This window comes from Luteolibacter ambystomatis (assembly GCF_018137965.1).
GTDB lineage: Bacteria > Verrucomicrobiota > Verrucomicrobiia > Verrucomicrobiales > Akkermansiaceae > Luteolibacter > Luteolibacter ambystomatis.
In genome coordinates, this window is the sequence record NZ_CP073100.1 from 218,721 (window position 1) to 240,773 (window position 22,053).

At 61.9% G+C, this 22,053-nt stretch carries 21 protein-coding genes; 8 read left to right on the forward strand and 13 right to left on the reverse strand.

What is annotated here, in order from left to right:
• Positions 1-84 precede the first annotated feature (84 nt).
• Positions 85-1,407 (forward strand): hypothetical protein, encoded by a 1,323-nt coding sequence (locus KBB96_RS00860; RefSeq protein ID WP_211631602.1) that lies wholly within the window; start codon positions 85-87, stop codon positions 1,405-1,407.
• A gap of 54 nt (positions 1,408-1,461) precedes the next feature.
• Here KBB96_RS00860 and galK read toward each other — a convergent pair whose 3' ends face one another.
• The 7 genes from galK to KBB96_RS00890 all read right to left on the reverse strand — a co-directional run bounded on the left by galK (position 1,462) and on the right by KBB96_RS00890 (position 9,813).
• Entirely contained in the window at positions 1,462-2,649 is a 1,188-nt protein-coding gene (galK, locus tag KBB96_RS00865) for a galactokinase (protein WP_211631603.1), read from the reverse strand.
• A 91-nt stretch (positions 2,650-2,740) separates the two neighbouring features.
• Positions 2,741-5,899: a beta-galactosidase small subunit-related protein gene (locus tag KBB96_RS00870; protein WP_211631604.1), complete on the reverse strand. Its 3,159-nt coding sequence runs from the start codon at positions 5,897-5,899 to the stop codon at positions 2,741-2,743.
• A 114-nt stretch (positions 5,900-6,013) separates the two neighbouring features.
• Positions 6,014-6,208, reverse strand: coding sequence for a hypothetical protein (locus tag KBB96_RS00875; RefSeq protein WP_211631605.1), 195 nt, complete (start codon positions 6,206-6,208; stop codon positions 6,014-6,016).
• A 19-nt stretch (positions 6,209-6,227) separates the two neighbouring features.
• Positions 6,228-7,988 carry a sodium:solute symporter family protein gene (locus KBB96_RS00880; protein WP_211631606.1) on the reverse strand — a complete coding sequence of 587 codons (1,761 nt, stop codon included), beginning with the start codon at positions 7,986-7,988 and terminating at the stop codon, positions 6,228-6,230.
• Positions 7,989-8,091: 103 nt separating this feature from the next.
• A complete protein-coding gene (locus tag KBB96_RS21285) occupies positions 8,092-8,328 on the reverse strand; it encodes a PF20097 family protein (RefSeq protein ID WP_226373609.1) in 237 nt (78 codons plus the stop codon).
• A 66-nt stretch (positions 8,329-8,394) separates the two neighbouring features.
• Entirely contained in the window at positions 8,395-8,691 is a 297-nt protein-coding gene (locus KBB96_RS00885) for a hypothetical protein (RefSeq protein ID WP_211631607.1), read from the reverse strand.
• Between the two features lie 18 nt (positions 8,692-8,709).
• A complete protein-coding gene (locus KBB96_RS00890; protein ID WP_211631608.1) occupies positions 8,710-9,813 on the reverse strand; it encodes an aldose epimerase family protein in 1,104 nt (367 codons plus the stop codon).
• An 87-nt stretch (positions 9,814-9,900) separates the two neighbouring features.
• On the opposite strand from KBB96_RS00890, the gene KBB96_RS00895 reads away from it, so the two are divergent.
• From KBB96_RS00895 to KBB96_RS00920, 6 genes are all read left to right on the forward strand, one after another.
• Positions 9,901-10,347: a GAF domain-containing protein gene (locus KBB96_RS00895; protein ID WP_226373610.1), complete on the forward strand. Its 447-nt coding sequence runs from the start codon at positions 9,901-9,903 to the stop codon at positions 10,345-10,347.
• A gap of 55 nt (positions 10,348-10,402) precedes the next feature.
• Positions 10,403-10,873, forward strand: coding sequence for a Jag family protein (locus KBB96_RS00900; RefSeq protein ID WP_211631610.1), 471 nt, complete (start codon positions 10,403-10,405; stop codon positions 10,871-10,873).
• A complete protein-coding gene (locus tag KBB96_RS00905) occupies positions 10,870-11,340 on the forward strand; it encodes a DoxX family protein (RefSeq protein ID WP_211631611.1) in 471 nt (156 codons plus the stop codon). Before KBB96_RS00900 ends, KBB96_RS00905 begins: the two co-directional genes overlap by 4 nt.
• A 10-nt stretch (positions 11,341-11,350) precedes the next feature.
• Complete coding sequence (locus KBB96_RS00910; RefSeq protein ID WP_211631612.1) at positions 11,351-11,716, forward strand: acyl-CoA thioesterase; 366 nt, start codon at positions 11,351-11,353, stop codon at positions 11,714-11,716.
• Positions 11,717-12,197: 481 nt separating this feature from the next.
• Positions 12,198-13,055 (forward strand): PA14 domain-containing protein, encoded by an 858-nt coding sequence (locus KBB96_RS00915; RefSeq protein ID WP_211631613.1) that lies wholly within the window; start codon positions 12,198-12,200, stop codon positions 13,053-13,055.
• A gap of 102 nt (positions 13,056-13,157) precedes the next feature.
• Positions 13,158-14,501: a hypothetical protein gene (locus tag KBB96_RS00920; protein WP_211631614.1), complete on the forward strand. Its 1,344-nt coding sequence runs from the start codon at positions 13,158-13,160 to the stop codon at positions 14,499-14,501.
• A gap of 114 nt (positions 14,502-14,615) precedes the next feature.
• On the opposite strand, the gene KBB96_RS00925 is transcribed toward KBB96_RS00920, so the two are convergent.
• The 6 genes from KBB96_RS00925 to KBB96_RS00950 all read right to left on the reverse strand — a co-directional run bounded on the left by KBB96_RS00925 (position 14,616) and on the right by KBB96_RS00950 (position 20,781).
• On the reverse strand, positions 14,616-15,848 hold the full coding sequence (locus tag KBB96_RS00925) for an SHD1 domain-containing protein (RefSeq protein ID WP_211631615.1): 1,233 nt from the start codon (positions 15,846-15,848) through the stop codon (positions 14,616-14,618).
• Between the two features lie 127 nt (positions 15,849-15,975).
• Positions 15,976-17,514, reverse strand: coding sequence for a flotillin family protein (locus tag KBB96_RS00930; protein WP_226373611.1), 1,539 nt, complete (start codon positions 17,512-17,514; stop codon positions 15,976-15,978).
• Positions 17,515-17,555: 41 nt separating this feature from the next.
• Positions 17,556-18,125 (reverse strand): hypothetical protein, encoded by a 570-nt coding sequence (locus KBB96_RS00935; RefSeq protein WP_211631616.1) that lies wholly within the window; start codon positions 18,123-18,125, stop codon positions 17,556-17,558.
• Between the two features lie 131 nt (positions 18,126-18,256).
• Complete coding sequence (locus tag KBB96_RS00940) at positions 18,257-18,712, reverse strand: SRPBCC family protein (RefSeq protein WP_211631617.1); 456 nt, start codon at positions 18,710-18,712, stop codon at positions 18,257-18,259.
• 12 nt (positions 18,713-18,724) lie between these two features.
• Positions 18,725-19,042, reverse strand: coding sequence for an ArsR/SmtB family transcription factor (locus KBB96_RS00945; RefSeq protein ID WP_211631618.1), 318 nt, complete (start codon positions 19,040-19,042; stop codon positions 18,725-18,727).
• A 167-nt stretch (positions 19,043-19,209) separates the two neighbouring features.
• The gene (locus tag KBB96_RS00950) at positions 19,210-20,781 is read right to left on the reverse strand and encodes an NAD(P)/FAD-dependent oxidoreductase (protein WP_226373612.1); all 1,572 of its coding nucleotides are present in this window, start codon (positions 20,779-20,781) and stop codon (positions 19,210-19,212) included.
• A 156-nt stretch (positions 20,782-20,937) separates the two neighbouring features.
• On the opposite strand from KBB96_RS00950, the gene KBB96_RS00955 reads away from it, so the two are divergent.
• Complete coding sequence (locus KBB96_RS00955) at positions 20,938-22,011, forward strand: class I SAM-dependent methyltransferase (protein WP_211631620.1); 1,074 nt, start codon at positions 20,938-20,940, stop codon at positions 22,009-22,011.
• Positions 22,012-22,053: the final 42 nt, after the last annotated feature.

The window sequence follows — 22,053 nt, forward strand, 5'->3', positions numbered from 1 at the left end:
GAACGGGCGACAAACCGGGGAACGAAGGGTTTTTTCCAAGTATCCATTGTGCCGTGTGTCGTGATGGAAGACCCTGTATCCGCCATGAAATTCCGTGTCCTGTTGCTGCTCCTGTTGGCCGTCCGTTCAGCTTCCGCCATGTTCATGCCTCCGAAGCTGGTTCCCATGGAGACCTTGGAGAAAAACGCCTCCGCCTACACCGCGGCTCATCCTGCCGAGGCGAACGGTTGGTATGTCTCCGCCCGCATCCACTATCTGGCGTTTGTCAGCAAGTCCGCGGCGCTCGCGACTGTGGGGAGCGGCCAGGACGAGAACGGCCTGCCGTTGCTCTATCGCGGTTACGGAACGAAGATCGATCGCACCATCGAGATGCAGCGGGAAGCGCAGCTGCGTGCTCTCAAGAAGATGGGATTGGATGAGGTGCCGATGGATGACCGGCACTCCACCTATCTGGAAGCTTACGATGCGGCGGTGGCGGAAATGCGGGCCGCGAATTGGACTCCTCCTGTTCCCGCGCCGGAGGAACTGCTGCGCCACGTGCGGCAGGCGCTCGCGGATTTTGACAAGGCATTGTCACTCGCACCGGACAACGCGCTGTATCAACTCGGCAAGGCATCGCTGCTCCAGCAATACGCGGATGAGCAGCCGGCGTTGGAGAAGGCCGGGCTCAAGGATCTGCCGGCGGTGGAACCAGTGGATGGCAGGGCGGCTGCGTTCTACAAGGCCTTCGTGCTGGCGAAGACCAAGGACGCTGCGTCGAAAAGCCTGCCGCTGCTTGGGATTTCCGATCTGGTCAGCCACGAGGCGGGCGAGGCTTATCTGAAGCTGTTGCCGGGTGGTGACAAGGTGGAGGAAGTGCGCGTCCACCTGGACAAGCTGAACGCGCTGCCGATGGGGCCGATCACGCCCATCGTGTTTTCGATGGATCGGGAGGTATCTTCAATCGGCGCGTTGCTTGAGCCGGGGCTGAAGGTGACCTTCGATCTGGCGGGCTTCGGTCGTGCGGATGCCTGGCCGTGGGTGAAGCCCGGCACCTCATTGCTGGTATGGGATCCCGCGGGTGAAGCAAACATCCGTGATGGCAAGCAGCTCTTCGGCACGTACACGTGGGGTATCTTCTGGGAGAATGGATTCCGCGCGCTGGCCATGCTGGATGACAATCATGATGGCGTGCTCAGCGGCCGGGAGCTCGAAGGACTTGCGGCGTGGAACGATACGGATGGCGACGGCGTGTCCTCAAAGAAGGAAGTCGTTCCGCTTTCCAATCTTCATATCCGTTCCATCGCCACTCATGAAAACGGATCCGAAGGCATTCATCCATGGAACCTGGAAGGCCTCGGTTTGGAAGATGGCACCACCCGGCCGCTGTGGGACTGGACGACGAACGGAGTGAGTCCGGAGCGCTGATAAACAAAGCGGGTGACCGCAACTAGCGACCGCCCGCGGGAAGTCGTCTTCAGTTCAGCCCGCGCGACCGATCAAGTGTGCTCCCTGAGACGGACGGGAGGCGAAGATCTGCGGATCGAGACCGGTTTCCGCGAGATAACGGTCGCGCATCACGGTGGCGATTTCCTTGGCCTTGTCCGACTCGCAGAGGGTGACGGTGGAACCACCGAAGCCACCGCCGGTCATGCGTGCGCCGATGACGCCACCGCTGCGTCCGATCCGGCGGGCGATGTCCACCATCAGGTCGAGTTCCTTGCAGGAGACTTCGAAGTCATCGCGCAGCGAGTCGTGGCTGGCAGCCATGAGCGGGCCGAGGGCTTCGAAATCATTGCGGGACAGAGCCTCCGCGGCGAGACGGGTGCGTGCGATTTCGCTCACGACGTGGCGGGCGCGGCGGTTCACCGGATCACCGAGACGATCCCAAGCGGCTTCCACATCGACCGAGGTGACATCGCGCCATGAGGCCTTGCCGAGGATCGCGAGGCCGTCCTCGGTGTTCTTGCGCCGTGATGCGTAGCCGCCGTCCGAAAGCTGGTGATGGACGGTGGTATTGGCGATGACGACCGTGAGGTCGGGATTTTCAAAGGGGACGAGTTCGGGCTCGCCGGTTTTGCAGTCGATCATGACCAGGCGGTTGGTCTTGCCGAACGCGGAAGCGAACTGATCCATGATGCCGCAGGGCACATGGGCGAAGTCATGCTCCGCCTTTTGGCAGAGCAGCGCCTTCTCGCGGGTGTCCAGCACGGTGTCCAAAAGACCTTCCAGCAGGGTGGCGGTGGCGCATTCAAGGGCTGCGGAGGACGAGAGACCGGCACCTCCGGGAACGGATGAGACGATGTAGGCATCGAAGCCCGGGATGTGGTGGCCGCGCTGCTGGAAGCCCTGCACGACGCCGCGCAGGTAGTTCGCCCACTGCGGCTCGCCTTCCACCTGGGGCTGGTCCACTGCGAAGGTGGCGATTCCGCCGCCATGGGACGAGGCGATGCGCGCATTGCCGGTGCCATTGAGGGCGGCGGCAATGACGATGTAGCGGTCGATGGCGAAAGGCAGAACGAAGCCGTCGCAGTAGTCAATGTGCTCGCCGATCAGATTGACGCGGCCTGGAGCGGCGGCGGTCACGGAAGGTTCGATGCCGAAGCTGCGGTGCAGTCCGGCGGCGGCATCGGCCACGAGGTCGGCGAGGGGTTCGTTCAGTTGGAGCATGAGCGGGACGAGCAATAGCGGGCGGGAAGGCCGGTAGGAATGGCAAATTGCAGCCGGGCGGGAAATCAGTCGTCGGATGCAGGATTGGATTTTACGGGAGGCGCGGGTGTTCCCGGAGGGTGGGGAGGAATGGGCGGGGCTCCCGGGGCAGACCCGGGATCGGCAGCTTATCCGGTGAGCCAGGAATCCGCCGGGGCAGGGCGGGCGGCGCAGCACTATGAGTGGTGCCGAGCATGAAACTCCAGTGGTAGGGCTTTTCCGTGGTGAGGCGGGCTTGGGCTGCCGACTCGCGGGGCACGTCATCCACGCCACCTACTCCCATCTGACGATGGTCGAAATGGAGGGTGATCCGGTCCGGGCGGGACAGATCGGATAGCCGATGGGCGGCCTCATATTCAGCGGGTGAGCCAAGCATGGCGGACACCTCGAGCAATGAATCTCCGGTGGCGTCGATCCGCAGGCCATTGCCTCCCGCGGGATTTTCAAAGGTGCTCCAGCGCACATTGGTGCGGTTCCCGGATTCCTGTGGCACCGGGTAGCGATGGACAAGGGCCGGGATCTGGCCCGTGTGGACGGTCGTCCAGGCGCCGTCCTGACGATCGGCATAGTTGTCGTGAGGTCCTTTGCCATACCAGGTCCAGTTGCCGGTTCCGGCGGGAATCGAACAGGTGAAGCCGATGCGGGGAATTTCCGGTTGGGATGGGTCTGGTCTGAAATCGGCGTCAGCGAGAAGTTCGCCGGTGCCGGTGAAACGCCATGTCACCTTGGCCGAGGACTTCCCGGCGGGAATGTCCAGTTCGGTTACGATCACCACGTCGTTGCCGTCCTGCTTGACCTCGGATTGGCGGATCCTGGCATTTGCCCCGGCATCCCGCCAAACGGCGGATTTTCTGTCCACGCCGAGTACCTTGTCGGTCTGGGTGGGCACGCGCCAGAAATCCAAGCGCAACGGCGAGAGGAGGATTTCGGAGCCGCCGCGTTTCAGCGATGTGATCTGGCCCGTGATCTTGTCGAGGACGGCGGTCGTGTCCCCTGCGGTCACGCGGACGAGGGGAGCGGTGGCCGGGCCATCGGGGGAGAATGCAGCCTTTGCGCCGGCTTGCGGTGGAGCGGCAGGCGGGCGTTTGCCCCACGGCAGCACGATTTCATCCCAGGCCGCTGGCATTCCTGCGGGATACCATGCGGTGTCCGCCTTCAGGTCGTAGCGGAAACGCAGGATGTATTCTCCGGAAGGATCGGGAGTGACGTTGGTAGCGATGGTGAGCTCACGGGACTCCTGTGGAGCGAGATTGAGAAAGGAAAGCTCACCCTGTCCGACATCCTTGCCGTCCTTCAGCAACTTCCAGCTCCCTTTCAAGTCGGAGGTCATGGTGAAGAAACGGTCGCTCGAAAGGCGGATCTTCACGTTCGAGCCGCTGCCGTCCACCAAGGCGGTTCGGATGTCCTGGAAGTCTTTCTTGATTTCCTCGAAGACCGGCGTGGTTGTCTGGTTGGCTGAGATCACCCCGCTGGCGCAGGCGGTTCCGGCATTCGGTTGGTCTCCGGAATCCCCGCCGAAAACCATCGTCATCCGGGGAGGACCGGGCTTGGCGGTGGTGGCTGCCTGTTTTTGGAGAAGGATCTCATCGCGCCAGTCCTCGATGAATGTGCCTTGGAACCGATCGGAGGTCACCGATCCGGTGAAGCCACCCATGCTGTTTCCAAGGGCGCGGCTGTGGAGAAGCGGGATGGTCGAACCGGCTGCGAGAGTGGGGCGGCTTGGATCGTTCTGGCGCAGCCAGGCGGAGAGGGCGCCGCCGCCATCCTTTGCTGCCGGAGCCTCAGGCAGCCAGGCGATCACGGAAGGGTGGTTCTTGTCGCGCTCCATCAGGTTTTTCACCCGTTCAAGGCGAGCTTCTTTCCAATCGGCGGAGAGTTGGAGCGAGTCGTCACCCATGCCGGAGGAGTCGAGATTCGGCTCGTCGATCACATGAAATCCGAGTTCATCGCAGAGATCGAGGAACGCGGGTGAGGCGGGCGCATGCTTGAAGCGGATGGCATTGAGGTTCGCCTGCTTCATCATGAGAAGCTCGGCCCGCAAGTCCTCCACGGACATGACGTGCCCGGTCCGCGGATTGTGATCGTGGCGGACCACGCCTTTGAGACGTACCGGCTGGCCGTTGTGAAGGAGCTTGCCATCCTTGATCTCGTCCCGCCGGAAACCGGTCTTGCCGCTGAAGCATGCGAACGGCTTTCCGGCTTCATCCGCGAGTGTGATCACATAGCGGTAAAGCGTGGGTTTTTCCGCGGACCAACCTTGGATGGAGAGATCCGTGGCAGCGAGGGGGATGGAGATCTCCGCTCCTGACGTGAGATCGTAGGTCCCTTCCTTGAAGGTGATTTGCGTTTCCGCCGCATCGAGCAACTCCAGCATGATCCGGCCCTTCATGGGAGACGCCTCGTGGTTCTTCAGCGTGGCCTTCAGGTCCAATGCTCCCTTCCCATCCGCGGTGAAGTCCGCCTTGAGGAAGTGGTTGGTCAGTTCAATCTGTGGAGCGGAAACCAGATAGACGTCCCGGTAGATGCCACTGAGTTTCCATGTGTCCTGGGACTCGAGATAGCTGCCGTCCGAATACTGGTGGACCTGCACCGCCACCGCGTTTTCGCCGGGTTTCACCAGCGGAGTGATGTCGAAGCGTGCGGTAGTACGGGAGTCCTCGGAGTAGCCGGCCTTTTCGCCATTGATCCAAAGATCGAAGGCGGAATCCACGCCCTCGAAGGCGATGACCGTGCGGCGGCCCTGCCAGTCGGCGGGGAGATTGAACGTGCGGAGATAGCTGCCCACCGGATGGCGGCTTTCCGCAGGATGGTTGGTGTAGTTCGCAGGAGGCTCGTCCGTCACCTTCGGCGGGTTCTTCGCGAACGGATAGGTGTTTCCGGAGTAGAGTGGGATGCCGTTGCCCTGGAGCTGCCAGTTCGAGGGAACCGGAATGTCCTTCCATGCGGTGGTATCGAATCCGGGCTTCTCGAAGCCAGCCGGTGTACCGTTCTGGCTGCCGCTGTAGTGGAATTTCCAGGGGCCGTTCAGCGATTGGCACCACGGGGATTCCAAACGTGCCTTGGCAAGCGCCGTGGCACGATCCGGATAAGGCATCGTGGTGGCCTGTGCGGGCAGCCGGTTGCGCTGGAAGACCGCCGGGTTCTCCCAATCGGGAGCCGCGGCATGCAGCAACGGCGGGAGAGCAAGGGCGAGCAGGAGTGAACGATGCATGTGAGGGGAAGACTACCGGGATTCGGCCCGATGAGTAGAGGGATTTGATGTCATGAAACGAAAATGCCCCGCCGGCACGCGCCGGGCGGGGCATGGAAAAAGCGTCGTGGCGGTTCAGGCCTGTTTTCCGCGTTTGGCGAAAAACAGCATCACCAATCCGAAAACCAGGAGCACGATGCCCCATTCCAGGTTGACGTTGAGGTTCAGCGATTTGGAATACATCGCGTCACCCTTGGTGAAGAACCCGTAGAGGGACAGGAGCAGGCCGTAGATGGTGAATACCAGGCCGATGGGAAGGCGGAGATCCATGAGAGTGAGGGTCGGAGGTTTACCAGAACAACCAGTTGAGAACGATAACGGCGATCATGACCAGAGTACCGAGGACGGCCGGGCGCGCCAGCCAGGAATCCTTGGAGTAGTCGTGCTTTTCGGTGAGGGAATAGACCAGCCCGCGCAGCTCCTCGTCGTTTTTGTTCCGCTGGGTCGCGAGGGACAGCACGGCATTGACGATGAAGGTCACGCTGAAGGCCACGATGGCCACCCAGAAGCCCTGGGACATTTCCTTCGGGAACTCGATCAGCGGCTTGATCCAGCCGCCCTTCACGCCAGCCGGATTCCCGGTGGCGAAGCAGAGGCCGTGGAAGACGACCGCGGAGGTGGTGCCGACCACGAGGCCCCAGAACGAGCCGGTATTGTTCGAGCGGCGGGTGAACATGCCCAGCAGGAAGGTCGCGAACAGCGGGGCATTCACGAAGCCGAACACCAGCTGGAGGATCGACATGATGTTGTTGTACTTCGCGGCGACGAACGCACAGCCGATGGCGAGGACGATGCCCACGACGGTGGCGAGCTTGCCCATCCGGAGCAGGTCGGCATCGGTTTTACCCTTGCCGAAGTTGTGCTGGTAGATGTCGTAGGTCCACACGGTGTTGAACGCCGTGACGTTGGCGGCCATCCCGGACATGAACGAGGCCATCAGCGCGGTGAGCGCCAGGCCGAGCAGGCCGTTCGGGAAGTAGTGGAAGATCATGGACGGCAGCACCTGGTTGTAGTTGGCCACGCCGTCCTTCAGGGGGATCGAGTAGCCGCCGGCGACGTGGTCGCTGGTGAGACCGTAGGCGATCATGCCGGGCAGGATGACGATCGCCGGGAAGAGCATCTTCGGGATCGCGCCGATGATCGGCGTGCGGCGAGCGGCGCCCATCGAGTTCGCGGCGAGCGCGCGCTGGACCTCGGCGAAGTTGGTACACCAGTAACCGAAGGAGAGGACGAAACCGAGGCCGAAGAGAATGCCATACCACGGCACGCCGAGTGGATTTTCGGTGCCCCCGGTCTGCGCCCACGAATGCATGCGGCCTGCTTCGGCGGGGCCGTGGGCGGCGATCTTCGCGACCAGGCCTTCCCAACCGCCGACATCCTTCAAGGCGATGTAGGCCAGTGGCGCGATACCGAAGACGATCATGAAGAACTGAAGCACTTCGTTGTAGATGGCGGAGCTGAGGCCGCCCTTCAACACGTAGGCGAGAACGATGGCGGAGGTCACCACCAGCGAGAGCGTGTAGTTCCAACCGAGCAGGGCGTGGAGCAGATCGGCCAGCGCGTGCATCGAGATCCCGGAGGAAAAGATCGTCATGAACGCGAACGAGATCGAATTGAAGGTCCGGGTGCGCTCGTCATAGCGCATCTTCAGATACTCCGGCACCGAACGCGCCTTGGAGCCGTAATACATCGGCATCATGAAGATACCGAGGAAGACCATCGCGGGAATCGCCCCCACCCAGTAGAAGTGGGAGGTCATGATGCCATATTCCGCACCGGAAGCGGCCATGCCGATCAACTCCTGGGCGCCGAGGTTCGCCGAAATGAATGCCAGACCGGTGACCCAGCCCGGAATCGAACGACCGGAGAGGAAGAAGTCCTCCGCGCTCTTTGTTTGGCGCTTGAGGGCGAATCCGATCCCGATCACGAACAGCAGGTAGATCGCCAGGATACTGTAGTCGATGAAGTGGAGGCCGGCTCCCTGCGCGCTCGCAAAGCTGGCCACCACGCTCCCGGCGGTGGTCAGGCTTTCAATTGGATAAAGCAACATGCTGGGAAAGCTGCGGATTCCCCCTGTTGGAGTCAAGAATGCCGTTCATTCCCTCACCCGAATGGGGTGATTGGGATTCATGGAGTTGGAGGTATTCCGGGAACTATTTCGCCAAACTCGAAAGTCCTTTTCGTTGACCCTGAATCACCATGAGGCCGCAGGTGTCGCAAAAATACCCGTGCAAAGTTTCTACCGCATCCAGCAGGGCGTGGGGTCTCCACTGGTTGGATTTGAAACAGAGGGCACGGGGCCGCAGGCTCGCGGCGAAGCGCCCGCCTCCCTCATAACCAATGTAGAAGCCACCGCTCTCCATCTCCGCGTCGCATTTCGGGCATTTCATTCTCCCATGGTGGCTGCGGCCGCTCCTCCAAACAAGGCGGCTGATTCCATCACGGCCGGTGGGCGATCACGCCTTGCGGTCCGGCAGGGCGCTCAGGCTCTTCCACGCGCGGGAGACGAGTGTCAGATAGACTGCGGTGCAGAAGATATTGATCACCCAACCCGCGACGTACTGGACCTTCGGACTGAAATGAGCCAGCTCGCAGACTAGGTTCGAGACCAGAAGGATGAGGAAGCAGGCGGCGATCATGGCCAATGCGGCGATGAGCGGATAGAAGGTGGGCTTCTTGAGATCACACCCCTTCTGCCGTGCCTTCCGACGGAACATCACGGTGGCGAAAATGGCGAAGAAGATGACGAACATGGCAAGGGGCGCGTGACGTTACTCGACTCCGAAACGATGCACCATCACGTGGCGGTAGGTTTCGCCGGGATGGAGGATGCTGTTCGGGAAGGCGGGTTGGTTCGGTGCATCCGGGAAGTTCTGCGTCTCCAGGCACAGGCCGGTGCGGTAGTTCGGCAGGAAATTACCCGCGTAGAACTGGATGCCGGGTTGATCGGTGAGGACTTCCATCACCCGTCCGGTGCCGGAGTGGCTGAGGCGGGCGGCCGGGCGCAGGGTGCCGGGCTCGCCGTCCACCACCCAGCAATGGTCGTAGCCTCCGGCGAAGTGGAGGGGCTCGAAGTCCGCGCCGATGCGCTCGCCGATCCGATGCGGGGTTTTGAAATCCATCGGGGTGCCATCCACGGGAGCTTTTTCGCCGGTTGGGATCAGACCGGAATCGGTCGGCAGGTATGTGTTCGCATTTAGCGCCAGCAGGTGATTCGTGATCGGCGCGGAGAGGTCGCCGCCCAGGTTCCAATAGGTATGGTGCACCATGTTGAGCGGGGTGGGGGCATCGGAGGTGGCCTCGGCCTCCCAGACCAGCTCGTTGTCCTCGGTGAGGCTGTAGGTGACGCGGGCGGTGAGGTTGCCGGGATAGCCTTCCTCGCCATCCGGCGAGTGATAGGTGAAGGTTACGGAGCGACCGTCCGCGGAGGGCCGGGCATCCCACAGACGTTTGTTGAAGCCCACGTTTCCGCCATGGAGATGGCAGGGAATGTCGCCGGGGGTGTTGTTGGTGGCGAGGGTGTATTCCTTTCCTTCCAGCGTGAACCTGCCATCGCGGATGCGGTTGCCGAAACGGCCGACGGTGGCCCCCAGATAGCAATCGTCCTTCACCCAGCCGTCCAGCGTGTCGAAGCCGAGGGTGACCGGGGCGATGTTTCCCTCGCGGTCCGGAGTCTCCACGGACACCAAGGTCGCACCGAAGTCGGTGACTGTGGCGCGCAGTCCGTGCGAGTTCGCGAGGGTGAAGAGGCCGGCTTCGCGGCCATCAGGGAGGGTGCCGTAGGATTCCACGCGGCGGAGAATCGGGTGGCTCCGAGTGGGGTGCCAAGTGAAACCCGCCACGATCGGGCTGATTTGGGTGTAGAATTCCGTCATGCTTTGCCGAAACCTTCCGGATCGGGAGGGAATCCCGCGCTACTCGGTTGCGTCAACTTTCACGCACGCTAGGATGTTCCCATGCGCATGGAATATCTGGACCCGCGGGCGTGGATGAATGGCATCCTGGCTGATTTCAACTGCCAGACCGGCACGCTGCACCGTGCGGATGAGGCGGGCCAGATGCTCTCGCTGGTGGCCCAGGTGGGCGTGCCCGCGTTTCTGGTCGAGAGGATTTCAAAAATCCCCTTTGGCAAGGGCATCGCCGGAGTCGCCGCCGCCACCCGGGAGCCGGTGGAACTCTGCAATCTCCAGCAGGATCTGGGTGGGATCGCGAAGCCGGATGCCCAGAAGACGCAGGTATCCGGCTCACTGGCGGTGCCGGTGTTCTCGAAGGAATCCGGCAAGGTGATCGGCACGCTCGGCGTGGGAATGGTGGAGCCGCACGAGTTTTCCGAGGCGGAAAAGGAACGTCTGAAGGCCGTGGCGGAGTCGATCGCGCCGTGGCTGGAAAGCCAGCAGCCCGCGAAATGATGCGACGGTTCCAAAAAGTCTATGCCGGACGGCGGCATCTCGTTAGATTGGGCTCATGACTCCGGTGGACGCGTCCAAAAAGATTCTCGATTCGATGCTGGGCCATCTTGGGTTCAGCGCGTCCATCGAGATCCAACAGACCGATGACGGGCCGTGCCTGCAGGTTGACACCAGTGAAAAGGCCCTCTTGATCGGCGATGAAGGCGAGAGGCTGGACGATCTCCAATACCTGGTGAACCGCATCCTCCGCCGCCATTTCCCGAAGGCGGAGCGTGTGAAGGTGGACTGCGGCCATTTCCGCGCCATGCAGGAGGACAAGCTCGTCACCGAGGTCCGCGGCATCGCGGAGCGCGTGAAGGCCAGCGGCAGGACCTTCAAGATGCGTCCGCTCAATGCCTATTACCGCCGCCTCGTCCACAACGCATTGATCGGCAATGAGGACGTGATTTCCCATTCTCCCGACGGTGAAGACCGTCTCAAGCGCGTTATCATCGAGCCCAAGAAGCCGGCCGAACCCCAGGCATGAAAAAATTCCTCTTCGACTGCGGCACCCGCGATGGGACCGCCTCCCTCGGCCTTTTTGTCCTGCGCGTCGGCACCGGCCTGATGATGATGCTCGGCCACGGGCTGCCGAAACTGCATGCCTATGGGAAATTGAAGGACGGCTGGCCAACGGCCAACATCTGGCCGCTGAGCCACCTGTCCAGCCAGATCAGCCTGATCTGCACGCTGGCGGCGGAGATCGGTGCGGCGGCGCTGCTGGTGCTGGGGCTGATGACGCGGCCCGCGGCGTTTCTATTCGGCTTTGCCATGGTCGTGGCCGCCTTCCAGATCGGTGCGAACGCTCCGTGGTTCATAGGACCGGGCGTGAGTGAAGCGAAGGAGCCTGCCCTTCTCTATCTGCTTCCCGCAGTAGTGCTGATTCTCAGCGGTGCCGGCGGGTGGTCGTTCGATGCCGCGCTCTACCGCGAGGGCAAGCGCAAGCGCTGGTAAACCCACCGCCATGGAAACCCACCGGCTGATCCTACCGGAAGACCTGAACCAATACGGGTTCCTGTTTGGCGGCCGGTTGCTGGCGTGGGTGGATGAGGCTTCATGGATCGCCGCCTCATTGGATTTCCCGGCGGCGAAGTTTGTCACCGTCGGCATGGACAAGGTGGAGTTCCACCATTCCGTGAAGGAGGGCACGATTCTCGCCATCCATTGCGAGAAAGCCCGGGTGGGCACCACCAGCGTGACCTATGCCGTGACGGTCCGTGACGGCAAAGGGGAGGATGCTCCGATTTTCTCGACCCGTGTCACCTTCGTTAGCGTGGATGAGGCGGGGCGGAAGCTCCGGCTGGAGCCGGACGGCGACGGAGGAAAATAATTTTTCTAAGGATCGGCCGGGCCGGGTGTCTTCCCCTTTGAAACCCGGCCCCATGCAAACTTCAGACGATCCTTCCTCTCCCCACCGCCCCTCCTTCTGGGGAAAACTCGGTGGCGGTTCGCTTTCGATCTCACTGGTGGTTCACGCCATTCTGCTGGCGGCGGGCGTGGCGTGGATTTTTCAGGTCGTGCCGCAGAAAGAGCCTGAGTTCCTCCCAAAAGGAGGAGGGAGTCCACCGGGATCACGGGGAGTCCAAGGGCAGATGCAGCAGCGGAAGACTGCCCAATCCGCCCCGAAGTCCATATCTCTTCCGAGAGTTGTGGTGAATGGTCTATCCGCGATCTCTCTTCCCGCTTCGAATGCCTCGTTCCAAAGGGTGGGGGATGTCGGGGGTGATTCGTTGAGGAGTAACTTGGGTGATGGAGGGACCGGCGGTTCGGGATGGGGGCCGGAAGGTTCCGTCGGATCCAAGAATGGCTCCTTGGATCCGGGACAACTGGTTTTCGGAATTCCCGATCCCGATGCCAATTCCCTCGTAGGCACCTTTTACGACACCAAGTTGGATACCAAGGGCAGGGACACTGGCATGACTCCGGAGAAACTCCGCGAAGTCATCAAGGACTTCACGACCCACGGTTGGAACGAGCGTTCCCTGGAGTCGAAGTACTACAAGGCTCCGAAGGCCCTGTATCAGACCCGGCTCTACATCCCGGTCATGGCGGCGGATGCCGCGCCGACGGCGTTCGGTTGTGGTCCGGAAGTCCAGCCGAGCCGCTGGATCGTCCTCTACCGTGGCACCGTCGTCGCACCGGAATCGGGAAAATTCCGCTTCGTCGGTGCAGGCGATGACGTGCTGGTGGTGCGCTTCAACGGCCAGAATGTCTTCGACCACGGCTTCACCCAAGGCACGACCGCGCTCTATGTGCCGGGGAAGACGGACTTTCTCGCCGGTCGGAAGGAAGACCGGGACCTTGCCAAAATGGTCCGTGGCGGCGCGATGAAGATGCCGATCACCTTTTACCAATACGACACCACCCGGAACTGGAACCAGTCCATCGGCGGGCTGGCGGTGGGGGCGGAATTCGAGGTCATGGCAGGCCGTTCCTATCCTCTGGAAATCCTCATCAGCGAGGTGCCCGGAGGACTTTTCGGAGCCGCCCTGCTGATCGAGAAGTCCGGTGCCAGCTACTCCAAGGCCTCCACCGGATCTCCGGTCCTCCCGCTCTTCCGGCTCGATGGCACGCTTCCTCCCGCAACCAAGGCGGACAATGCTCCTCCCTATGATCCAAATGGTTCCGTCTGGAAGCGGGTGGATGGCAAAATCCGACCCGGCATCTGAAGCCTCCCACGGAGTCCCGCGAAAAAATCGTTTCCTCCGCATCGCTTTTTCTAGTGAATTCAAGCCCGCATCGCGTTACCGATCTCTAAAACCCAACCCGTCATGGACCAATTCCAGGAAGAACATCAGCATTACGACCCGAACCTCCCGGCGAGTCATCCGACCGAGGAAAACAGACCGTCCGTGTGGAAGAAGCTCGGCGGTGGATCGCTTTCCATTTCCATCATCGTTCATGCCATCCTGCTTTCGGTCGGCTTGGTGTGGATTTTCCAAGTGATCCCGGACAAGCAGCCGGATCCTGATTTCATGCCGAAGGGCGGCGGTGGCGGCTCTCCGGGCGTGAAGGAAATCAGCAACAAGAAGCAGCGTGCCACCATGTCGAATCCGAACACACCGCGCATGGCGGCGAAAGGGGCGACTAGCAGCTTCACGCTTCCGGAGCCGGATGCGGCCTCGGCGATGTCCTCGGTGGGCTCGTTGAGCAGCGGCGGTCTTTCCGGCGGTCTGGGTGGCAGCGGTTCCGGTGGCGGCCGTGGCGATGGCCAGGGCAAAGGCTTCGGCAGCGGCATGGGTCCGGGCCTCGGCGGTGGCAACAGCAGCGGCATGAGCCCGTTCGGCATGATCGACCCGAACGCCAATGCGATGGTCGGCGTGTTCTACGACACCAAGCAGGATCCGAAGCGGAAGGAAACCGGCATGAGCCCGGAGAAGCTGCGCGAGGTCATCAAGGATTTCACCAGCCAGGGTTGGAACGAGCGTTCCCTTGAGACCAAGTATTTCCAAGCCCCGCAAAAACTGTATCAGACCCGCGTGTACATCCCGGTGATGTCCGCGGATGGCGCTCCGGCCGCCTTCAAGTGCGAAAAGGAAGTGCAGCCCAGTCGCTGGCTGGTCATCTACCGCGGCAATGTGGTCGCTCCGAAGTCCGGCAAGTTCCGCTTCGTCGGTGCCGGTGACGATGTGCTGGTGGTCCGCTTCAACAAGAAGAATGTCTTCGACCACGGCTATACGCAGGGCACCACGGCGCTCTACGTGCCGGGCAAGGTGGATGTCCTCCAGGGCAAGAAGGACGACCGCGAGGTCGAGCGCATCGTCCGCAGTGGTGCGATGCGGATTCCGGTCACGATGTATGAGTATGACACCACACAGAACTGGAACAAGAATCTTGGCGGCATTGCGGTAGGCCCGGAGATCGAAGTGACTGCGGGTGCCGTTTATCCGATCGAAATCCTGATCAGCGAAGTTCCTGGTGGCCTTTTCGGCGCCACTCTTCAGATTCAGGAAGAAGGCGCGACCTATCAGAAAGCCTCCACTGGTGCTCCGATCCTGCCGCTTTTCCGCACCGATGGCGGCCTGCCGGATGGCAAGGGCAAGGACAATGCGCCTCCCTTCGACCCGCAGGGTGCGATCTGGAAGATTTCGAACTCGGCCCGTCGAGACATCTGACAACGCCTTCGCGGTGATTTCCAAAAAGCCGGGGTCCGTGAGGACTCCGGCTTTTTTGTATCGCGATTTCCAATCGTTCCCCCCTGATCGCCGATCAACAAGTGGAGTTGGCCGCTACTGGAAGCTGATCTTGATGCCCTTCTTTTTGAAGGCTGTGGCCACGTCTTTTTCGAGAGCCTCGTAGCTGCGGTCTCCCAGCAACACCTGCAGGGCCTCCGACTCCGATTTGCCCTCCTGGCAGGCTTGGATACAGTCCTTGAAGCGCGCGCCGGTGCCGTCTCCATCCAGCAGGACGAAGTAGTACACCAGCAGCATGCCGAGGCCGTAGTTCTTGTTGCCATTGGCGTAGAACTGCGGCTGCGACCACGTCATGATCTCCTTGAGATGCGGCATGGTGAACTCCTTGCCGAGATCGCGGCCGCCACTGTCCTTCTTGCCGAAGCCGGTGGCGTATTCCAACGCGTAGGAAGGCTGCTTGATGAAGGAGAATTTGCCGTTGCTGTAGGGAGCGCTGGCCATGAACTCGGCGAAGCCTTCGATCATCCAGATCCCGGCATAGTCGCCGAGGTCCGCCCAAAGCTGGTGGGTCACCTCATGATAGACGGTGTGGAAGTTCCCGTTGTAGTCGAACATGTAGCCGGAACCGACCTTCTTCACGCCGAGCCCTTCCAGCGGTACCAGGAACTTGTCTCCCTGGCTCATGTAAACGCCGGAGCTTCCCGACGGACCTCCCGCGGTATGATATTCCTCCATGGTTTCGAAGAGGAAGGCATTCAGCTTCGGAGCCTTCGGCGAGCGGGTGCGGCGGTTGTTCAGCGGAATGTCATGGTGCATCTGGAAGCAGGCCTCGAACATCATCGCGACTTTCGCCAGCAGGCTCGGGCGCAGCACCACATTACTTTGGAAACGGAAATGCGGGCTTTCGTAGATGAACCGTTTTTCGCCGGCGTTTTCCTCGATGGTGGTGATCTCCGGTTCCTTGTCCACTCCGCCATCCTTCGGCCAAGGTGCTTTGAAATTGGGTGCGGAGCCATCGTAGCCCTCCAGCATGTGGGCGCGGTAGTCGCGCGGATCGAACTTCGGAGTGGTGGTGGCTGCCGGTGCAGGGGCGGGGGATGCTTTTGCAGCGGTGGCTATGTAATCCTGATCCTCCTTGGAGAGACGCGCGCGTTCGACTTCGAACACTTTCCCATCCGTACGCTTGATCGTCACCTTGGCATCGGTGGCGGATACATAGGAACCCTCGAAACTGCGACCGCCGGCATCCGTCCATTTGCGAGCGGGTTCATCGGCATGGCAAAGGACCGGGAAGAGGCACAGGAGAGGAAGGCGGCGGAGCAAACGCATGGCGGAAGGATACTGTCTTTCAGCGCCGGAGAAGGGACATTTTTTCTCCTGAATTCAGGGATGCCGTAGGTCACGAAAAAGGCCCGCTCCGGCGAAGCGGAGCGGGCCTTCGGGGGAGAAAGCGGAATCAGAGCGCCTGGTTGACGTCTCCCGGAGGCGTCACTGGCGTTTCAGGTGATTTCGTGGCGCGTGTGACGGGTGTTTCCGCGGGTTTGCCGAGGTAGGCGGGAAGCTGGACGCCGGCGTTTTTCGCGAGGTCGTGCAGCGGCGGGATCGATCCGGCGAGGCCGGACAGGAAGCCCGCCGTGCTGGTTTTGCCATCGGCACCATTCGCGCCGCTGTCCCAGACCGTGACCTTGTCGATCTTGAGGTTGGACACGGCCTTGACCTGTTCCTCGACCAGCTTCGGAAGCTGCTCGGTCACCATGAGCTGGGCAGCCTGCTCGGCTCCGCCGGAGGCCATCACGATCGCCCGGAAACCATCGGCCTTCGCCTGGAGCTGGGCCAGCGTGCCCTGCGCCTGAGCTTCCATGACGGCGCGCAAACCATCGGCCTCACCCTGCTGGGTCAGGCGCTGGCGTTCGCCTTCCGCAGCGGCGACGAGTTCAATGCGGCGCTTCTCAGCTTCGGCCTGGAGTTCGATCTTCAAGCGGTCCGCTTCCGCGGCGAGGCGCACGCGGTTTTTCTCAGCTTCGGCAAGCACCTCGATCTTCTTCTTCTCGATCTCGGCCTGCACGATGATGGTCGCCATTTGCGTGGCTTCGTCACGCTTCGCACGTTGGCGCTCGGCGGATTCTTCGGAGGCGTAGGCTTCTTCGAGCGCCTTCGCGGAGGCTACTTTTTCGGCGGCGATGGCAAGGCGGGTGGCTTCGGCTTCCCGCTCGCGGCGGGCGGCATTCGAGTTCGCGATCTGGACGGCGGCCTCGTTCTCACCCTTCACGGCCAGCGCTTGGGCGGCGGCCACGGAAATACGCTTCTCACGCTCGGCCTCGGCCGAACCAATGTCACCATCACGTTCCTGTTGGGACACCTTCACTTTCGCTTCGTTGATGGCGCGGGCGGCGGCTTCGCGGCCGAGAGCGTCGATGTAGCCGGACTCGTCCGTGATGTCCTGGACGTTCACGTTGATCAAACGCAGGCCGACCTTGCGGAGCTCGACCTCCACACCGTTGGCGATGTTCGCGATCAGCTTGTCGCGGTCCGCGTTGATCTCCTCGATCGGCATGGTGGCGATCACCACACGCATCTGGCCGAAGATGATGTCTTTCGCGAGTTCCTGGATCTGGCCCATGTTCTGGCCCAGCAAGCGCTCGGCGGCATTTTCCATCACGCCGGGCTCGGTGCTGATGCCGACGGTGAAGGTGGAAGGCGTGTTGACGCGGATGTTCTGCTGGGACAGCGCGCCGCGGAGCTGGATGTCGATCGGGATCGGCGTGAGGCTCAGGTAGGCGTAGTCCTGGATCACCGGCCACACGAAGGAGGCACCGCCGTGGTAGCAGCGCGCGGATTTCTGGCCACCCACTTTACCGTAAACGACCAGCACGCGGTCGGAAGGGCAGCGGCGGTAGCGGCTGGCGATGAACATCAGCGTGCCGAAGCCGATGATGACGAGGATGAAGATGAGGATCAGGGCGGTGGGAACCTCCGCAAGGATGGGGATGGGCATGGCGGGTATGGGTATGTTTTCTATGGGGTCTTGGGAAAAATCTAACGGGCGGGAGAAACGACGAGCGTGGTCTGGCCCTCCACCGAGTGGATCAGCACCGGCGTGCGTGGTGCGAGCGGTTCATCCGCATCCGTGATGGCGCTCGCGGTCACGAGGCGGCCTTGGAAAAGCACCTCTACCTGGCCTTCACCCGAGCGATGGGCGGGGATGGTCACATACACGTGACCGGACTGGCCCACGGCATTCCAGTAGTCGAGTGTGCCATCCGCCTTCAGCGAAACGAGCAGGCGCATGATGAAGAAGATCATCGCCATGAAGATCGCACCCACGATGATCGCTAGAACCATGGTCAGTAGGATCGACCAGCCGCTGCCAGTCAGGAGAGCGCCGCACCAGCCGAAGCCGACCAGGAACGCGGTGATCGCACGGACGGACAATATCTTCACCCCCTCCGCGGCGCTGCCTCCGTGCGCGTCCGCGCCGCCATGATCGAACTCATGGCCCATGAACAGAGAGCCCGCGAACAACAGGAGTTGGAACAAGCTCGCCCCGATGGCCACGATCCAGAAGAACCGAGCCATTCCATCGAGTGCCTGCCACCAATGATCCATACGGTGCTGTTCTAGCCGGTGTGGGCCACACCGTGCCACTCCAATTTCCGCCGGGAATTCCAAGAGGCAAATCCGATGCAAAAAGGCCGCGTCCGGTTTCCCGGAACGCGGCCTTGTGGAATGACGGCGGTTCAGGCTTCCACGCACGCCTGCTTGCAGCCGATCTTGAGCGCCGCGCCGGTTTCCAGCCACGATTTCAGGCTGGAGAGCACCTTCGGCCAGCCGCCGGAGATGTCGCTGAGCATGCTGGTTTCGGCCTCAAAGTCGCCGTGGATCACGGTGAGGCGCACCATGTCCTCCACGGTTTCGAGTTCCAGTGTGACCTTGGAACGGTCCGCGGTGTCGTCCGGATCGATCCAACTCAGTGCGAGGCGCTTCGGCGGATCGCTTTCGAGCACTTCACCGATGATGTGGGCAGTGCCCTTGGTTTCGGAGACGTGCTCCCATTTCGAGCCGCGTTGCCAATCGGAGTGATTGCCGTTGCCGCCCCAATACTGGCGGGCGAATTCCGGCTTGGTGATCGCCTCCCAGACTTTCTCCGGGGTGCTGCGGATGTAGGTGGTGTAAACGAACTGTGGCTTTTCCATGGTGGTGTGAGGTTATGGTTTGTCGTCGTTTTCGAGATCGCGTTTCAGATCGCCGAGCGCCTTCAGGCGCGGGCGTTCGTATTTTTCGATCCAGCGCGCATGGATCTCCTGCAGCGGCACCGGATTGAGATAGTGCAGCTTCTCGCGTCCGTGCCGGACGGTCGTGACGAGATTGGCTGCTTCAAGGATGGCGAGGTGCTTGGTCACCGCCTGCCGCGTCATGTCGAGGTGCTGGCACAGGCGGCCGAGTGACAGGCCGTTGTCCCGATACAGCACATCGAGCAGGGTGCGGCGGCTTTCATCGGCCAAGGCTTTGAATACCGCGTCCATCTGCCCGGAAAATAGGCAACCATTTGGTTGCATGTCAAATGGAAAGAAGTCGGATGAAACGGAGAGGATTGGTTTTCAGCCGCAAAGAGGCGCAGCAAGCGCAAAAGGAAGAGATCCGCGGACGGAGTTTTTGCGTCCTTTTTGAGCCTTTTTGCGGCTAAGGATCTTCAGCTTGCAACCGCTTCGGCGCAGCGCATGCCGTCCATGGCGGCGCTGACGATGCCACCGGCGTAGCCCGCGCCTTCGCCGCAGGGGAAGAGGCCTGCGATCTCCGGATGCTCCAAGGTATCGTCGCGTCGCGGGATGCGGACGGGCGAACTGGTGCGAGTCTCGAAGCCTAACAGAAGCCCCTGGCTGCTGGCGTAGCCGTGCATCTGGCTGCCGAAGAGTCGCAAACCTTCGCGCATGCGGCTGGTGATGCCCTGCGGCAACAGTTCATGCAGTGGCGCGGACTTCGCGCCGGGGAAATAACTCATCTCCGGAAGGTCCGCGGAAATCTTGCCCGCGAGGAAATCGGGCACACGCTGGCCGGGGGCGACCTGTCCACCACCGCCTGCGATCTTCGCGGTGCGCTCGAGTTCCTTCTGATAGGCGATGCCCGCGAGCACGCCATGCTCCTTCTCGAAACGCTTCACGTCCTCCGGCTCCACGGTCACGACCATGCCGGAGTTCGCGAAAGGGGAGTCTCGCCGCGCGAGACTCATGCCATTCACCACCACCTCGTCATTCTCGGTGGCGGCAGGCACGATCCATCCGCCGGGGCACATGCAGAAGGAATGTACGCCACGACCGCGGATCTTCGTCGCGAGACGATAGCGCGCGGCGGGGAGAAGATCGGGTCGCGGCTCATCCTGATGAAGATGATACTGGATGCGATCGACGAACGGCTGCGGATGTTCGATCCGGAAACCGACCGCGAAGGGCTTCGCCTCCATCAACACCTGCTTCGCCGCGAGCAGCTTGTAAATGTCCCGCGCCGAGTGGCCGGTGGCGAGGATCACCGCCTCCGCGGCGATCTCCTGCCCGTCCTGCGTGACCACGGCCTTCATGCGGCCTTCCGCGATGATGAAATCGGTGACCCGTGTGAGGAACCTTACCTCGCCTCCGGCGGCGATCACGGAGTTGCGGATGGCTTTCACCACGTTCGGCAGCAGGTTCGAGCCGATGTGCGGATGCGCATCCGTGAGAATCTTTGTTGGCGCGCCGTGGGCGACGAGGATCTCATACACCTTCGCCACCGGACCGCGCTTGGTCGCACGCGTGTAAAGTTTGCCGTCCGAGAACGTGCCCGCTCCGCCTTCGCCGAAGCAGTAGTTCGAATCTTCGACCACCCGCCCTTCGCGGAGAATCGGCGCGAGGTCGAAGCGTCGCGCGCTGGCGTCCTTGCCGCGCTCCAGCACGATCGGTTTCATGCCCAGCTCCAGGCAACGCAGCGCCGCGAACAATCCGGCTGGACCGGCGCCGACGATGACCACCGTCTTTGCCGTGGAGGGTAATGCAGGCGAATGCCACTCCGGGGTGGCTTCCTCGGGCAACGGCCCATCGATGGCAACATCAATGCGGAGTTGCACTTTCACCCTGCGGTGGCGGGCATCGATGGAATGCTTCCGCAGGCGTACGCCGCAGATGCGCTCCACTGCCACCCCGAGCTTTTCCGCAGCGGCGGATTTCCACACGGCCTCGTCCTCGGAGGAATCGAGAGGCAGGACGATGTCAACGGTTTCGAGGCGGGGTGTCACGGGCGGACCCGTGTTTTCCATGAGCGGAGGCCGGGGATCAATCCCCTTTGCGACGGAACCTTCACTGCCGCGCGAAACTCGCTCCTTTGATTCTGCTGCCGCCGGTCGTATGCTGGCTTTCCGGCCCGTGGTCCGGAAACCCCAACTTCTTTCGTCATGAATGCGATGAATCTCAACGTGGATGAGGCCAAGCTCAATGCCTTCATGGGCAAGGCGCTGGCAGACATGGGCGGAGCCATCAATACCAGCCTGATCCTGATCGGCGACCGGCTGGGACTGTACAAGGCCATGGCCGGAGCCGGCCCGATGACCTCCCGCGAACTCGCGGAGAAAACCGGCACCACCGAGCGTTACGTCCGTGAATGGCTGTCCGCCCAGGCGGCCGGCGGCTATCTCGAATACGATGCGGGCGGTGGCAAATTCACACTGCCCGATGAACAAGCACTGGCGCTCGCCGTGGAAAACAGCCCGGCGTTCATTCCCGGAGCCTACCAGGTGGTGACCGCCACCATTCTTGACGAGCCGAAGATCCGCGCTGCGTTCCAGAGCGGCGAGGGCGTCGGCTGGCACGAGCACAACTGCAACCTTTTCGAAGGCACGGAGCGCTTTTTCCGCCCCAGCTACTCCGCGCATCTGGTGGACGAGTGGATTCCCTCGCTTGATGGTGTGAAGGACAAGCTCCTCGCCGGAGCCATGGTCGCGGATGTCGGCTGCGGTTATGGCGTGTCGACCATACTCATGGCCCAGGCGTTCCCGAAGTCCCGCCTCATCGGATTCGACTACCACGCTCCCTCCATCGAGTGGGCGCGCGGGTCCGCGGCGAAGGCGGGTGTTGAAGACCGGGTCCGCTTCGAGGTTGCAGCCTCGAAGGATTACCCGGGCCGCGACTACGATCTGGTCACCTTCTTCGACTGCCTCCATGACATGGGCGATCCGGTCGGGGCTTCCGCCCATGTATTGCAATCGCTGAAGCCGGACGGCACCTGGATGATCGTGGAGCCCTTCGCCAACGACAAGCTGGAGGACAATCTCAATCCCGTTGGCCGGATCTACTATTCCGCCTCCACGTTGATCTGCACGCCCGCGTCCTTGTCCCAGGAAGTGGGGCTCGGCCTTGGGGCACAGGCGGGAGAGGCGAGGCTGCGTGGTGTGGTGACGGAAGGTGGCTTCACCCGTTTCCGTCGTGCCACGGAGACTCCTTTCAATCTCGTGCTGGAGGCCAGACCGTAGCGATGGTGCGAGACATCGGGAAACCGGGGCGTTCACAGTGAC